This window comes from Paenibacillus sp. VTT E-133291, assembly GCF_002264395.1.
In the GTDB taxonomy this organism is placed as follows: domain Bacteria; phylum Bacillota; class Bacilli; order Paenibacillales; family Paenibacillaceae; genus Paenibacillus_AQ; species Paenibacillus_AQ nitricinens.
Map to the genome: position 1 here is coordinate 15,012 of NZ_NFVA01000007.1, position 15,272 is coordinate 30,283.

Annotated in this window: 14 protein-coding genes; 10 read left to right on the top strand and 4 right to left on the bottom strand. The window is 44.5% G+C overall.

The genetic code is table 11. From position 1 onward, the window contains the following. Positions 1-62: 62 nt before the first annotated feature. The gene (gene rpsD, locus CA598_RS04785) at positions 63-662 is read right to left on the bottom strand and encodes a 30S ribosomal protein S4 (protein WP_042126823.1); all 600 of its coding nucleotides are present in this window, start codon (positions 660-662) and stop codon (positions 63-65) included. A 399-nt stretch (positions 663-1,061) separates the two neighbouring features. On the opposite strand from rpsD, the gene CA598_RS04790 reads away from it, so the two are divergent. The 5 genes from CA598_RS04790 (at position 1,062) to CA598_RS04810 (ending at position 6,132) form a co-directional block, all read left to right on the top strand. Then, positions 1,062-3,056 (top strand): sensor domain-containing diguanylate cyclase, encoded by a 1,995-nt coding sequence (locus tag CA598_RS04790; RefSeq protein ID WP_094868518.1) that lies wholly within the window; start codon positions 1,062-1,064, stop codon positions 3,054-3,056. A gap of 251 nt (positions 3,057-3,307) precedes the next feature. Beyond that, positions 3,308-4,060 carry a hypothetical protein gene (locus tag CA598_RS04795; protein WP_094868519.1) on the top strand — a complete coding sequence of 251 codons (753 nt, stop codon included), beginning with the start codon at positions 3,308-3,310 and terminating at the stop codon, positions 4,058-4,060. Positions 4,061-4,155: 95 nt separating this feature from the next. Further along, positions 4,156-5,271, top strand: coding sequence for an aminopeptidase (locus CA598_RS04800; RefSeq protein WP_094868520.1), 1,116 nt, complete (start codon positions 4,156-4,158; stop codon positions 5,269-5,271). 106 nt (positions 5,272-5,377) lie between these two features. Then, complete coding sequence (locus CA598_RS04805) at positions 5,378-5,623, top strand: HPr family phosphocarrier protein (protein ID WP_042126831.1); 246 nt, start codon at positions 5,378-5,380, stop codon at positions 5,621-5,623. Positions 5,624-5,835: 212 nt separating this feature from the next. After that, the gene (locus tag CA598_RS04810; protein WP_042126833.1) at positions 5,836-6,132 is read left to right on the top strand and encodes an Fpa/YlaN family protein; all 297 of its coding nucleotides are present in this window, start codon (positions 5,836-5,838) and stop codon (positions 6,130-6,132) included. A gap of 95 nt (positions 6,133-6,227) precedes the next feature. Here CA598_RS04810 and cax read toward each other — a convergent pair whose 3' ends face one another. Beyond that, positions 6,228-7,298, bottom strand: a complete 1,071-nt coding sequence (gene cax / locus CA598_RS04815) for a calcium/proton exchanger (protein ID WP_094868521.1) — start codon at positions 7,296-7,298, stop codon at positions 6,228-6,230. Positions 7,299-7,452: 154 nt separating this feature from the next. On the opposite strand from cax, the gene CA598_RS04820 reads away from it, so the two are divergent. Continuing rightward, positions 7,453-7,818 (top strand): Asp23/Gls24 family envelope stress response protein, encoded by a 366-nt coding sequence (locus tag CA598_RS04820; protein WP_042126837.1) that lies wholly within the window; start codon positions 7,453-7,455, stop codon positions 7,816-7,818. A 90-nt stretch (positions 7,819-7,908) separates the two neighbouring features. Here CA598_RS04820 and ftsW read toward each other — a convergent pair whose 3' ends face one another. Both ftsW and CA598_RS04830 read right to left on the bottom strand, forming a co-directional pair. After that, positions 7,909-9,153 (bottom strand): putative lipid II flippase FtsW, encoded by a 1,245-nt coding sequence (ftsW, locus tag CA598_RS04825; protein WP_094868522.1) that lies wholly within the window; start codon positions 9,151-9,153, stop codon positions 7,909-7,911. Further along, the gene (locus CA598_RS04830) at positions 9,150-9,497 is read right to left on the bottom strand and encodes a YugN family protein (protein ID WP_094868523.1); all 348 of its coding nucleotides are present in this window, start codon (positions 9,495-9,497) and stop codon (positions 9,150-9,152) included. Before CA598_RS04830 ends, ftsW begins: the two co-directional genes overlap by 4 nt. 197 nt (positions 9,498-9,694) lie before the next feature. On the opposite strand from CA598_RS04830, the gene CA598_RS04835 reads away from it, so the two are divergent. From CA598_RS04835 to CA598_RS04850, 4 genes are all read left to right on the top strand, one after another. After that, positions 9,695-10,918, top strand: a complete 1,224-nt coding sequence (locus CA598_RS04835; protein WP_094875634.1) for a M20 family metallopeptidase — start codon at positions 9,695-9,697, stop codon at positions 10,916-10,918. 62 nt (positions 10,919-10,980) lie between these two features. Continuing rightward, positions 10,981-11,412, top strand: coding sequence for a CBS domain-containing protein (locus CA598_RS04840; RefSeq protein ID WP_094868525.1), 432 nt, complete (start codon positions 10,981-10,983; stop codon positions 11,410-11,412). Between the two features lie 217 nt (positions 11,413-11,629). Beyond that, a complete protein-coding gene (locus tag CA598_RS04845; RefSeq protein WP_094875635.1) occupies positions 11,630-13,342 on the top strand; it encodes a DNA repair helicase XPB in 1,713 nt (570 codons plus the stop codon). Further along, complete coding sequence (locus CA598_RS04850; RefSeq protein ID WP_094875637.1) at positions 13,339-15,270, top strand: helicase-associated domain-containing protein; 1,932 nt, start codon at positions 13,339-13,341, stop codon at positions 15,268-15,270. Before CA598_RS04845 ends, CA598_RS04850 begins: the two co-directional genes overlap by 4 nt. Positions 15,271-15,272 lie beyond the last annotated feature (2 nt).

Sequence of the window (15,272 nt, forward strand, 5' to 3'; positions counted from 1 at the left end):
GAATAACAAAAAGCCTCCGGATAAATCCGGAGGCTTTGGCCATACTCGCTATAAGCGAGATATTAACGGTTGTAGAACTCGACGATTTGTTTCTCATCGATATCCTGGGAAAGCTCGGAACGTTCTGGCAAACGAATGTATTTACCTTCGAAAGATCCTTCAGCATATTCCAGGTAAGCTGGAAGGTGGGAACGGTTAGCAAGAGCTTCTTTGATGGAAGCCATGCTTTGGCTTCTTTCGCGAAGACCGATAACGTCGCCCAAGCTTACACGGTAAGAAGCGATGTCGACTTTTTTGCCGTTAACAGTTACGTGTCCGTGGGATACCAACTGACGTGCACCTGCACGGGAGTTAGCAAATCCAAGACGGTAAACTAGGTTGTCCAAGCGGCTTTCAAGCAAGAACATGAAGTTTTCGCCTGCAAGACCTGGAAGCTTTTGTGCTTTAGTGAAGAGAGTTTTAAATTGCTTCTCTCCCAAACCATACATGTGACGCAGTTTTTGTTTTTCCAAAAGCTGCATTCCGTAGTTACTTACTTTTCTGCGTTGGTTAGCTCCGTGTTGTCCTGGTGGAAAAGGGCGTTTCAAGTCTTTTCCTGTACCGCTTAGGGAAATGCCCAGACGGCGGCTGAGTTTGAATTTAGGTCCGGTGTAACGTGCCATGTTATAGTAGACTCCTTTATAATTGAAATTTCAGGGTAGGGCCTATTTGCGCCGCATTTCGTATCCGTGATTAGCATTAATGGCTTCCACACTGCCAGGGAAGTTCAGCCGCTGCCCTGGCAGTAACGAAATGCGTGAGGGTGACACAACGTTACGCCCAAGTAAGACTTGTTACAGTCTTGTTCAACAATAAATATTATATGAATACAGTATACAAAGTCAAGCGCTTATTAAAAGAGTTTTTGTCAATCTTTGTCGATAGTTCTTTGGTCCTAAAAAAAAGTCCCGGAAATGATGAAAATATAATGCAATGCACAAAGAAAGGGAGTAAAATATAGTTAATTAGTTGTTACTAGTGAAGATAGTTTTCTTAATCAAGATGCAAAGGGGATCTTCGTTATGTCAGAGCAGAAAGCATACGTCCATAAAGACAGCCGTATGCTGTTACAGGACAACATACACGCTAGTAGAGATTCCGAAGATCCCACCGCCTGGCTTAGGGAAACGGAAATAGTAACGCATGACTTCCCTTATCTAGCAAATCTGATTGCAGACAGTTTCAATGAATGGTTTGGTGGGCTCGATGTCCTCCCATTCTCCAGATCTTGGGAATGGTGTGTACTGAATTTTGAAGGTAAATATTTAAATAATAATTTGGGTCAACAAGAACTATGGAGGCAGCACTGGGAACAGGCAGCGGCTTCCAGCTTGATTTCAGGATCAATCTCTGCCATTCCGTTAACCGTAGAAGGTAAGGATCTGAGTTTTTTTACTATACCGCTATTCACTCGCGTCGATAATGAAATTTTTGCATTTTTGGGCTGTTCTATGCCAACGCAACAATATGAAATGGGTGGAAGAGATACTGCAGAAGCTATGTCGCTGCATTACCGCACCTGTTTTTATCATAAGTTTGAACATATATTTGTAGCTGATCTTGCAAGTACCCATATTCATGCAGAACGTGAAAGCAATCGTCGTTCATTGTTATTTCAGATTGTCCAGCGGATGCATGACAATATTGATGTTGATGCTGTACTTTCGGAAGTCATTGATAGCATCTCTGCGATGTACCCTGGAGCCAGACTCGACCTGTATATGTCACAAGATCATCGCAGCACTAATCCGCAGGTCAAACCCTTACCTTTCCACATGTCCAGTGATGATGTCTGTGCCAGGGCGTTCAAGGATGGACGTGTTGCACTGAACACTAGTGATGAAGATCACCGAAATGTAGAAATAGGGCTTCCGTTAGGTGGTAAGCAGGGGGTTTATGGGGTATTCCATATGGTGATGGATAATCCAATCTTCCCTGACGTTGATTTAAGGTTTCTTACAATGGTAGCCGATACGGCTGGAACTGCTTTTGAGAATGCCAAGCTTTATGAGCGCTCCAATCAGCTGATCCGTGAGCTTCGCATGAGTAACGAACTTACCCAGCGTTTGAATCAAAGCTTGCGATTAGGCGATATTTTTCAATTTGCGTTTGAAGAGCTACTTGAAATGTTTGGTGCAGATTACTGTTGCATCTTACATATGAATGAGGAAAAGGGTGGCCTAGAAGTTATTGCCTGCAACCATCCCTCATTGCAGAATGAAGTATTAGAAGTAGGGGCAGGTTTAGGTGGAAAGGTATATTCCACAGGTGAATCACTGATTATGTCTGACTACATAGATAATCCTAAGACAACTTCCCGACTAATGAATGCTACCGGTTCACAGTCGCTGATTGCTACACCTCTTAGTGTGGGGGGAGAAGTGCGAGGTGCGATTATGCTGGCACATCGAGATTCACATTATTTTTCCTATGACAACTACAGGCTGTTGCAGGCGATGGCGGGACATATAGGACTAGCAGTAGGTAACGCCAGGCTACATGCTGAAGTCAGACGTCTTGCGAACAGAGATAGCCTAACAGGTCTCTATGCTCGTCATTATTTGGACGAAGAGATAAAAGAAAGACAGTCTACGGACTTCTGCGGCTGTTTAATTGTTGTGGATATTGATCAGTTCAAAATCGTGAATGATACCTATGGTCATCAAAAAGGCGATAAGATTCTAAAAGAGGTTAGTGAAATTGTGAAATCTTCCATCCGTCAAGGGGACATTGCCGCGAGATGGGGTGGGGAGGAGCTCTCCGTTTATTTACCGTTGATGGGAATGCAGCAGGCGGGTTATGTAGCTGAGCGTATACGTAAACGCGTTATGGAAGAAACTGAACCTAGTGTAACGGTATCCTGCGGAATAGCGGAATGGAGCTGGATGGACGATCGAGTAAGTGTTGAGTCATTATTTTATCGAGCGGATATGGCGCTGTATAAAGCTAAGAATAACGGTCGGAACCAAGTTGTTTTTGATACCAAAGAAAATGATAGCAATATTAAGAACTCGTGAGGTAAGTCTCAGGGGTTCTTTTTTATATGCGCATTTATTATGGCTCTAATTGCGGTATAAGGCTTGCAGGAAGGGAGAACCCTATACGCGTGGGTTGTACTTAAGTAAAATACTCCGAGAAAGGCCTGAGGTCCGTGAGAAAGCTATTATTACTTAAGGGAGGACTCCTCCCTATAGTTCTGACACTGTATTGCCTGTTATGTAGCGGCTGTAGCGTCATAAGAGACAAACCTGCGAAGGAAGATTTAAGTTTGGCGTTGGCAGGGATGGCTGGAAGTGATGAGGTTGTTTTTGAAGGGGCGAATATGCTGACACGAGGGGGAACAACGGTTCCTGAATCCTTATTGTTCTACGGAGGCACAGTGCAGGATCATAAAAAAGTAAAGCTGTACACCCTTCTTCCAGATAAATCCACGATCCAAAAAACAGCTGCTGGTGGCGTTAAAGACTTAAAGAGTAACGCATATGCTATGAAACCTTATTACAGTCAGTTAGAGAAAAAAGAGGGCAGATGGGAACTTCAGACCACTGAAAATTCCTCGGAGGAGGGAAATCCATTACCTGCGCTAAATCCGTTAAAGCAACTTGAGGAACTTGAGTCCATGGAGAAGAGTGTAACCGAAGAGGCAGGAGCTGGCAGAGGGACAAGTGTGCTGCGAATCGAATTGACGCCTTCAGAAGCTAGGAAGCAGCTGTCTGCTGAATTGGAGAAAGAAATGCAGAACCTTCGTCCTAAAGTTCCTGAATCCGCAGAGAACAACGCAGAGGCTGATCAGGCAGTGACGGAAGCTTTGGAGAAGCTGTGGCAGAAGAAAAATAATGAGCTACAGCAAAAGCTGAAACAGGCTAATGTAGAAACGGTCTACCACCTAACGGTTGATAAGAAGCATAATCTTCCCAGAAGGCTTACCTTGAATCGAAAAGTAAGCTATTCCGGTGAAATGATGAATAAATCTGAAAATGAAACTTATGTATCTAAAGTGGATTTCACAGGTTACCGTTAATCTTTACATTGTTTAGCAGGTCTTGCGCTCCATAAAGGGCGTGCTACAATAGAACAGCATGCTTATTTTTCAGACAGAGGAAGGAAGAGTACACAATGAAAGATCCCAGAATTCAAAAGCTGGCGGCAAATCTTGTAGGTTATTCCGTAGATGTTCAGCCAGGTGAGAACGTGCTTGTAGAAATGATTGGCAATGAAAGGGATTTAATCAAAGCTGTTGTTGAGGAAATCGGTAAAGCTGGCGGTCATGCTTTTGTACAGTTGACAGATCGTACCGTCCTACGCAGCATGCTTAAATATGCAACACGTGAGAGTCTTCAGACATGGGCTGACATTGACTTGAACCGGATGAAGCAAATGGATTGCTATATCGGCATCCGTGCAGGTGAGAATGTAAATGACCTGTCCGATGTTCCAGAAGAAAATATGAAATTGTATAATTCTTTGTATTCCCATCCAGTGCATAGTGAACAACGCGTGAAGCATACAAAGTGGGTAGTATTACGTTATCCCAATGCGAGTATGGCTCAGCTTGCAAATATTAGTACAGAAGCATTTGAGGACTTTTATTTCGAAGTGTGTAATTTGGATTACGCCAAAATGGACAAGGCTCAGGATGCATTGGCTGATCTCATGCGCAGAACAGATAAGGTACATATTTCAGGTCCTGGAACAGATCTTAAGTTCTCCATCAAAGGAATCGGTGCAGAGAAATGCTCTGGACAAAAGAATATTCCGGATGGCGAGGTTTACAGCGCTCCTGTTCGTGATTCTGTAAATGGAATGATCAGTTATAATGCACCGTCCGTTTATAACGGAGTAACTTTTGAAAATATCAAATTCAAATTCGAGAATGGTAAAATTGTTGAAGCAACAAGCAATGACTCCGCTCGCTTGAATGAAATCCTGAATTCAGATGACGGCGCACGTCACATTGGAGAATTTGCCATAGGCTTTAACCCTTATATTTTGCACCCAATGAATGACATTCTGTTTGATGAGAAAATTGCAGGCAGCCTGCACTTTACACCAGGACAAGCATATGATGTTACAGATAACGGAAACCGGTCCTCCATTCACTGGGATCTTGTATTAATCCAACGTCCAGACTATGGCGGCGGGGAGATTTATTTTGACGATGTATTAATCCGTAAAGATGGAATCTTCGTGTTACCAGAACTGGAAGGTCTGAATCCTGAAAACTTGAAATAAGCTGTAAAAGTAAGAAAACACCTTGCACAAGTAAGCGGATTCAAGGTATCATAAGAAATGGTTACAAATGACTTATGTTTCATAATCAAGTTGCGGAGGGATTTCTATGTCCAGTAACAATGCGGCAATCGTTGATATTGCTCAAACGGCAGGCCAGTTCAACTCTTCAATCGTTCTTCAAGCGGACAACAAGTACATTGATGTTAAGAGTATCCTTGGTTTGTTCACGACTTTGGTATCAAGCCAAAGCTACGAGCTTCATGTTCACGGAACAGATGCAGAAGAAGCTAAGAAGGCAATGAGTGAAGTTTTTGCTAAACACGGTTTGAACTTTACAGTTGTAGCTGAGTAATAGTTGTATGTAAAGACGTCCTACCGATTTACGGTGGGGCGTTTTTTCTAGAAATAGATGAGGAACTAATGCTATCCCTTATAAACAACATAGCTGCTTCTTTCAAATAAATGGTTAGTATAAACAGAATTGTTGTATTGATATCCGATTTCGACTAATATTAAGTAAAATAGTAAAAGCAGCTTAACTTTTGGACATGGGGGGGAAGAGGCATGACTTCGTCGGAATTACAGGAACAGTTTAATCTTAAAGCGATCAATCTTCTACAAGAAGATGCCGATAAAATTCAGCAACTTATTGAAGTGCAGATGGAAAATCTGGCAACACGCTACTGCCCTCTCTATGAGGAAGTGCTCGATACCCAAATGTACGGTTTCTCAAGAGAGGTCGATTTTGCGGTTAGAGCAGGTTTGGTGCCAGAGATTACCGGTAAAATGGTGCTGAGTAAGCTGGAGCGGAATTTAGCAGTACTCTATGAGGCATTGAATAACAAAGCAAAAGAAGAATAAGTTTTGATTTATAGTATTCATAGAAACGCACATGAGGACAGATCGTCACTCATGTGCGTTTTTTTTTGAGAATTATAGAATGAATGGGGAGTTATTTAAACTAGATAAAAGGAGACTCCGAGAATTAGATAAACCGTTAATAGCAAGAGACCCTCATACCAGTTGGTCGAACCATCCTGAGTGATTGATTTGGCAATAAAGACGGCCACGCCAATGGCGACAATTTCGATCGTTGTAAACACAATGTCCATAGTGTCTCCCATAAAATAACTGGCGAAGATAAGTACAGGCGCTACAAATAGTGCAATTTGAAGACTACTCCCGACGGCGATTTCTACTGCTGCACCGATTTTATTCTTCATAGCCAGCATAATGGCTGCACTATGTTCTGCGGCATTACCGATGATTGCCACGAGGAAGGCGCCTACAAACAGTTCACTAAATCCAAAGCGCTCAGTTAGTGTCTCAAGCGTCCCTACCAGCCACTCACTCACAAAGGCTACCATTACGGTAGCAAGAAGCAGATAAAGGATGGATCGGTTTCTGGACCACTTAGGCGCATGCTCATGAGCCATTTCTTCCTTACCGTCTTCTGTAACGTCCTCTAGATGTTTCTTGTGCGTAATCATAGAGAAGATTAACCAGGCCATGTAGGAGGCGATGAGCAGCCCGGCAACGATTAAACTGAGCACGTCTGTATCTTTTTCAGTAATGGAATGGGTATTGAAGAACATAGCCGGTACAAATAAAGCGATCACCGCTACGATCATAAGGGAACCGTTCATACCAGCGAGGGTTACGTTAAAGTTCTGCACTTTGAACTTCATCCCACCAGCGAAAATACTTAAACCTAGGACAAGCAGCAGATTGCCAATAATGGAACCGGTAAGACTGGCTTTCACCATGTCGAACAGTCCTTCCTTCACTAGGAAAAAGGCAATGATTAGTTCTGCGGCATTACCGAAGGTAGCGTTTAGGAAGCCGCCTAACCGCTGTCCAGCATAATGTGCTACACTTTCTGTGGCGCGGCCCAGAAATCCAGCCACGAACACAACGGCTACTGCAGAGAGAACGAACTGAAGCGTGTGGTCCCAATCTGCATAATGGCCTATGGCACTAAGGATAAAGGTGATTGCCAGCAAAGCTGGTGAAATCCATTTTTTCAATGTAAAGTACACTCCAATCTATGTATTCAGGATCAATTCATAATCAATATACCCAAATTATTCCTAAGTGTAAACGAGAAAGCGAGAAACTGATTTGCTTTTTAGCCTGTTTAGGAATTACAATAATTGATAATGAGTTTAGGGGGGATATGGCATGGCAGAACAACTTCAATTGGAAATGGGAAATATTCGAATTTCAAATGACGTCGTCTCGAAAATTGCCGGATTGGCTGCCTTGGAGACTCCAGGAATTGCAGCCATGTCAGGTGGCCTATCAGAAGGCTGGGCGAAGCGTCTAAGTGGTAAGAACGTTCAAAAGGGCGTTACCGTTGAAGTGGGGCAGCTAGAAGCAGCTGTGGATCTGCGTATTATAGTTCTCTATGAAACACCGATACATGAAGTGTGCCGGATGCTTCAGCAGAACGTACGCGAGGCTGTGGAGAGCATGACGGGACTTCATATTGTTGAGGTGAATGTCAAAGTTGAAGGCGTAGCCTTTAAGAACGATGAAATTGCTTAATGCTAAAGAGCTTGTACATAAAAAAGCAGTCCAAGAAATTTAACTTGGACTGCTTTTTTATATATGCCGTCATATCCGGATTTATGAATCTTACCGGGAACGAACTTGTCTAACTGTAGTTACAGATTTCGTGACTTCCTCTTTAGCCGGAAGATTGGTTTCTCTTGAAATGCTCAGCATTATTCCCATGGACAGCATACTCACAAGAAGTGAAGAGCCGCCATAGCTGATAAATGGCAAAGTTACACCGGTAAGCGGAATGGTCTTCGTTACACCACCAATATTGACAAAGGCTTGAATAGCAATAAGCCCCATAATACCAATGCCAACAAGCGTGCCAAAGGGATCCTTACACCTTAGTGCGATTAGAATACCTCGCCAGATAAAATACAGGTATATCATCAGAAATAATGCCGTTCCTATAAATCCAAATTCCTCACCAATCACAGGAAAAATAAAGTCCGTATACGGGTATTTAAGATAATCCAGCTTTTGAATGCTTTTGCCAAAGCCAGAGCCACTGACTCCACCTTGTCCGAGAGCGGTCAAAGACTGAATAATATTATACCCTTCACCTTCAGGATCCTGATAGGGGTCTATGAAAGCTTGAATTCGACCTTTTTTATAGTCTTGATTAGCGACTACTTTTTCGGAGGCAGGGGCAAGAGAATCAATCGCCGCTTTAGCCCCCATAACTATTCCTACACCTAACACCAAGAGAGCGATAGAACCTAGGATATGCTTCATACTGGCACCGCCTGCATAAATGACAAGTCCGCTGGTAGCCACGAGAATAAGGCAAGACCCCAAATCTGGCTGCATCATAATAAGCCCGGCAACTATACCTACGATAACCATTACAGGGATATATCCAGTACGGAAATCTCTAAACCTTTCACCTTTTTTGGTAATCAGTGCGGAGAGATACAGGATAATCGATATTTTGGCGAGCTCGGTAGGTTGGATTCCTAGCTTTCCGATACTTAACCAGCTTTTGGCGCCATTGATTCTTTCGGAGAAGGCTACAAATAGCAGAAGGATCACGGTGATGATAAAGATAGGTACATACCACTTCTTGAATTTACTGTAGTGAATGTTCATGGCTGTAAACATAACAACGATTCCAAGTACGATCCAGATCATTTGGCGTTTCATGAAATATAGAGGGTCATTACTGAACTTCGAGCTTGCTAAAGTCAAACTGGAGCTAGCACTGAAGACCATGACTAGACCGAAACCCACAAGTAGTAGTGTTAAGATAAGTAGTTGGAAATCGGGTGTTCCTCTTTTGGGCAGGCTGACATTTTGTTTCGTCTTTCCCTTTCTGTTACTCAAGCCTCCAACAGCTGCTTTAATTCGAGAATCCGAGTAGCAGCAGTGTCCAATACTGGTTTAGGTACCGGGGAGTCATAATCGAGGCCATGGGGGAATGTTGCTTTCCCTAAGTATACGGCTTCAATTGCAAGTACGGCATCAGCTTTCTCCAGCTTCCCCTCGACAGCGCGAGTGTTGATGCGTAGAAAGTATTCGCCGCCATCCTGTGGGTCTTCAATTTTGCAGTCGTAAGTGGCACGATAGTATTCCCATTGCCAGCGAATGAAGCCAGCCTTTGTCGCACTCTCGTCCAGATAGAGAAGATCACTCTTCAATCCTACGAGGCCCGTGTTCTCAAAAATCATAGCACGCACATCCCCCTTATGAAGTATAATGATGAATTCATGATCCGTTTGCTGATGTTCTACCTCATGATAGTATGTTTCTAAACGTTGTGCAAGAGTAGCCACCTCCTAACGATACCCAGTTTTTTGCGTTTCTGCTACAATAAAATAATTATAGCCGTGTACGGCTGGAACAAAGTGTCCAGGACTGCTGTCGCATGCTGTTGATGCGGGTTTATGAAGAAGGGGATGGAGAACGTATGAAGAGCTTAGCGGTTGATTCTCTCATGCCGGAGATCGTGGAATGGAGACGCCATTTACACCGTCATCCGGAGTTGTCTTTTCATGAAAAGGAAACGTCAGCATTTATAGCAGACAAGTTAGCAGAATTCGGCATTGAAGTTAGGAGAAGCACGTCTGGGTATGGTGTAACAGGTATATTGCGGGGACGTCAGCCGGGGAAAACGGTAGTCCTTCGCGCGGATATGGATGCACTACCTATTAAAGAGGAGAATAAGAATGACTACGTTTCGCAAAATGAAGGGGTTATGCATGCCTGTGGGCATGATGGACACACTTCAATACTGCTGGGTGTAGCCTCATACTATAGCAGCCGCCTTGAAGAGTTAGAAGGGGAGCTGCGTTTTCTTTTTCAGCCAGCGGAGGAGGTATGCCCGGGTGGTGCACAGGGGTTGATTGCCGAGGGTATGCTGGAAGGCGCGGATGCGGTGTATGGTTTGCATTTGTGGACTCCGCTTCCAATGGGGACTGTGGGCAGTGCGCCAGGACCTCTTATGGCATCTGCTGATGAATTTTTCATTGATATTATCGGCCGGGGCGGACATGGTGGTATGCCGAATCGTACGGTAGACAGTATTGTGGCCGGGGCGGCGCTTGTGACTCAGCTTCAGAGCATCGTAAGCCGCTCTGTGAACCCGCTGGAGCCCGCTGTTCTTAGTGTAGGAACCATTCAAGGGGGATTCGCCCAGAATGTCATTGCTGAGCATTGTCGCATTACTGGAACCGTACGGGCGTTCGACGAGGAGACCCGTTATCTGATCCGCAGCAGAATCGAAGAAATGACAGTTTCAATAGCTGGCGCATACGGTGCAGAAGCTAAGATAGACTATGTTATGGGATATCCGCCACTCGTAAATCACGAGGGGGAATACCAGCGTTTTTCCGAGGTGGCACCAGGAGCACTAGGAGAAGCTGTTCAAGTGATTCGGATGGAAAAGCTGATGCCAGCTGAGGATTTTGCCTACTATGTAAAAGAAATTCCTGGCTGTTTTATGTTCGTAGGGGCTGGGAATCCGGATAAAAATGCAGCTTACCCGCATCATCATAGCAAATTTGATTTTGACGAGGATGCTATGTTGCATGGGATGAAATTATTGATCGCTATGGCGAATTCCTGTTTGCAAGAGAAGACAATCGTATAATTTCGTTTCATAGAGGAGAACCTATTCCATAACATGGAGATTATGTTTAGGAGGGTTCGTTCTTGAAGACAGTGAAAGAGGTTATGACGAAGGAGCCTGTAACAGTCACACTAATGGATAATGTATATGAAGTCGCTGTTAAAATGAGAGATCATGACACTGGATTTATACCGGTCATTGATAATGAAGACGATAAGACATTACTCGGTGTAATTACAGATCGTGATCTAGTAATTAGAGGTTACGCGGCTAAACACCCTGGATCAACAGCTGTGGAAAAGGTAATGAGTAGAGAAATTCAGTCCGTCTCTGAGAATACATCTGTAGATGAGGCTGCAGAACGGATGTCGAGCTGGCAAATTCGCAGATTGGCTGTGACTAGTGGCCAGAAGCTGATGGGTGTAGTATCCATCGGTGATTTGGCTGTGCGCAACATTTTTGCGGACGAGGCTGGCGAAGCACTTCATGATATTTCGCAGCAGCATTTACATTAAATAGTTTAATAGGGAAGCTCATGACCGTTATGCGGGGATGAGCTTTTTCCTGTTCATATATCAGAAAATATAGATTTCGCACAATACATTATCCTTATATTTCTCGCATAAACGCTTTCCGTCCTTTTGGGGCGTCGAATGCGCTTTTGCTTGTATGAATGTAAGCAGATTACATAGCGCAAGCTTGAATAAAACGAATGATTGGGGAGGGAACGTTATGAATGAAACAGGGGCTTGCATTGTGCGAAGGGATCGGACGATTTTACTGGAATGTGCACATCCTGGTTTTGAGAAGGCAAGAAAAGAACTAGGGACCTTTGCAGAGCTCGTAAAGAGTCCCCCGGCTTATCACACCTATAGAATCACTCCATTATCATTATGGAATGCAGCAGCGCTTAATTATACAGCTGAAACGATTATTTCAAGTCTGCATCAACTCGCGCGCTGGGGTGTTCCTGCCGGGCTGGAGGATGAGATCGCAGCTCTTCTCTCTAGGTATGGGATGCTTACCCTTCACGGTCAGGAGACTACGAATGAGATCATTACGCTTAAGGCTGAGACAGCTGAAATTCTGAATGGATTAGTTAATGAATCAGGTCTAAAGGCGTTAGGTTTGCAGAGAATAAATTCACTAGAAAGCTCATGCCGTGCGGAGAACAGAGGGCTTTTAAAGCAAGAACTGATAAGACTAGGCTATCCTGTACTGGATTATGCTGGTTATCATGTCGGACAAGCTCTAAGTTTGGCCTGGAAGGATTCTAAAGATCACGTAAAGGATGGAGCAAAAGGTGAAGCTTTTGGACTGCGTGAATATCAGCAGGAGGCTGTTCAGATGTTTCAAGGCATTGAAGGGCAGGGGGGCAGCGGGGTAGTTGTGTTGCCTTGTGGAGCAGGTAAGACGGTAGTGGGATTGGCCGTTCTTGAAAGTCTACAATGCGAAACACTGATCTTAACTTCAAATACAACTTCGGTAAGACAATGGGTAGACGAGCTGCTTGAGCGAACCGATTTGGATGATGAGTCTATTGGTGAATACTCCGGTGAAAAAAGAGAAGTGCGGCCTGTTACTATAGCTACCTATCAGATATTAACGCACCGTCAATCCAAAGGCGGTCCTTTTCTCCATATGAAGCTGTTCAATGAACGCAACTGGGGTTTGATTATTTATGACGAAGTTCATCTGCTTCCAGCTCCAGTCTTCCGGGCTACAGCAGATATTCAGGCAACTAGAAGACTAGGTCTCACTGCAACTCTGGTTAGAGAAGACGGGAAGGAAGGGGACGTATTCTCATTGATCGGGCCCAAGCGTTATGACATGCCTTGGAAGGAGCTGGAGCAGCAGGGCTGGATTGCAGAGGTAGAATGTGTCGAGATGATCGTACCGATGAGCTCTGAGCTGAGACAGAAGTATTTGTATGCTGAAGCGAAAGAGAAATTTCGTATGGCCTCATGCAATCCTGCAAAAGCTGAGGTTATAGTCGAGCTTCTAAAAGCTCATCAGGGATCATCGGTTCTGGTTATTGGACAGTATCTCGACCAATTAATTGAACTGGCAGAGAAGATCGGTGCACCTTTGATTACGGGTAAAACGAAGCAGCGGGAAAGAGATGAGTTGTATGCAGCTTTTAACGAGGGAATAATACAGGTGCTTGTTGTCTCTAAAGTAGCGAATTTTGCGGTGAATTTGCCAGACGCGACGATTGCTATTGAGGTTTCAGGAGCTTTTGGATCCAGGCAGGAGGAGGCCCAGCGTTTGGGACGAATCTTGCGTCCGAAGGCGGGTGAGAACAAGGCGTACTTCTATTCGCTGGTATCTGAAGATAGCCGGGAGCAGGATTTCGCTATGCGCCGCCGGATGTTTTTGACAGAACAGGGGTATGAATATGTCGTTAAAATGGTGCCGAACGGAAAGGGGCTAACGATCCATTGAACCAGCTATCAGCGGAAGCCGTAGAGGTCTTAAAGCGATTATGTGCTGCTCACGCGTCCCAGCCGTTTGACGAGGGAAAAGAAGAGCGTTTGCGTCCTGCGTCGCTCTGCCGGGCAGAGCAAAAGCTTGCAATGAATGAACTGCGGCGCGCCGGACTGTTAACTGCGAGGCATAAAATATTGGGGGAGAAGCTGTATCAGATTCCTGTTGAACAACTATCAGCTCTAGAGCAAGAATTCTTCCCATACCAACCTAAGTTTATTGAGGGTTATTCAGTGAATCTATCCATGGAGGCGGGTGCTGGACTGGCAGTAGATCTGTTTCGGGCTTTGCTGTTCACCGCTCGTGAAGGCTTACCTTTAACCGCTAAGGGAATTATTCATAAAAAGAATTTAAATCGTTTAGCGTCTCAGCTTTCTTTTCAGGAAAAGCATTTAGCGGGGCTCTCTATGGGCGCTCCATCGAATGAAATGGATGCTCTGTCAGCGGCTCTTGTAGTAGATATTATGTTGTGTCTTGGGCTTATTACCAGACTGAAAACCGGCTATAGACTTGACAAGGATATGCTGAGACGTTGGTTGCAACTTCCTGAGACAAGAATGACTGACATCCTGTATGGGATTGGTATTCATCGTTTTGGAAGCATTGGGCCTGCCGATCAGCATTTTCGCTATTTAATATCCAGCAATGCTTTTATATCAGAGAAATGGACAGCGTTGCCTGAGCTTCTGGACTGGATGGCAGAAATGAATTTAACTGGAACAGTTACCCGAAAAGAGCTGGAACAATCAAGCTTGAACTGGCTTCGTTGTCTAACAGGCTTTGGATGGTGTGAACTGGGGAGCACGCCTGAGGGTATCCAGTGTTTTCGCTGGACTGCTTCAAAACCGAAGCTGTTGTACAGTAGCGAGTCCTTCCCTGATTCTGTGTCAGAGCATTCGAATGACCAGTTTATTGTGCAGCCCGATTTTGAAGTCCTGATTCCACCTGATGTTCTCTATACTGTGCGCTGGGTTTTAGCTGAATGCGCTGAACTTCTGCAAACAGATACGATGTGGAGCTTCCGGCTGACTCGTGAGATGCTAGTGCATGCATCAGAACGAGGGATGCCTCCAGAAGAAGCGATAGCTTGGATTAAAGAACATGCACTGGGTGGTCTGCCATCTGTGGTGGAGCTGTCTTTAGCGCAATGGGGAAAGAGCATTGGCCGAACATCACTCTCTGAAGTGATTCTGTTGACTTGCCAGACGGAGGAGGACGGAGCGGCTATTGCCGCCCATCCGCGACTGCAAGGTAGCCTTAAACGTATTGGACCGCTTCATTTCCTTGTAGCTCCGGAATCTGTGGAGCAGATGCGTAAGGAGCTGTTCTTAGCAGGATTGGCCCCTTCCAGGATGATTGGAGAACGTGAGGAAGAGGTGGACACTGATTGGTCTTCATTTCATCAAGCAACCGAAACCGAGCCAGAGCTGTATTCACTTCCAGTACTAAATGTTGAACTTAGGCTACTCGACAGAGGGAATCCCTTTTTAAACCTACCTGTAATTTCTCCTGAGCAGGAGGAAGATATCTTATTAGGTGGAGAAAATGTGCCACAGATCTGGAGCAAGGAATGGCGCCATTATCATAGCTCAACCGCTCAGAAAGTAATGGAGCAAGGGCTGAAATGGGGAATTAAGGTGCGGTTTTCCTTAAAGGACCAAATGTTAGATTTCATTCCCTCCAGAATAAAAGGTAATCCTTGGAAAGTGGAAGGGTACCTGCTGTATAACGATGGTGAAACGGTTGAGGAAATAGAGCTGACTCCTGAAGATTGGAAGGAAATGAAGTTAGTAATTCCCAAAAGACGAAGAAATTCCTCTTCTGCTGAAGCGAGTGATTATGGTATGATAGAAAAGTCTACTGAATTCGGTAGAACATTAACGTAGAA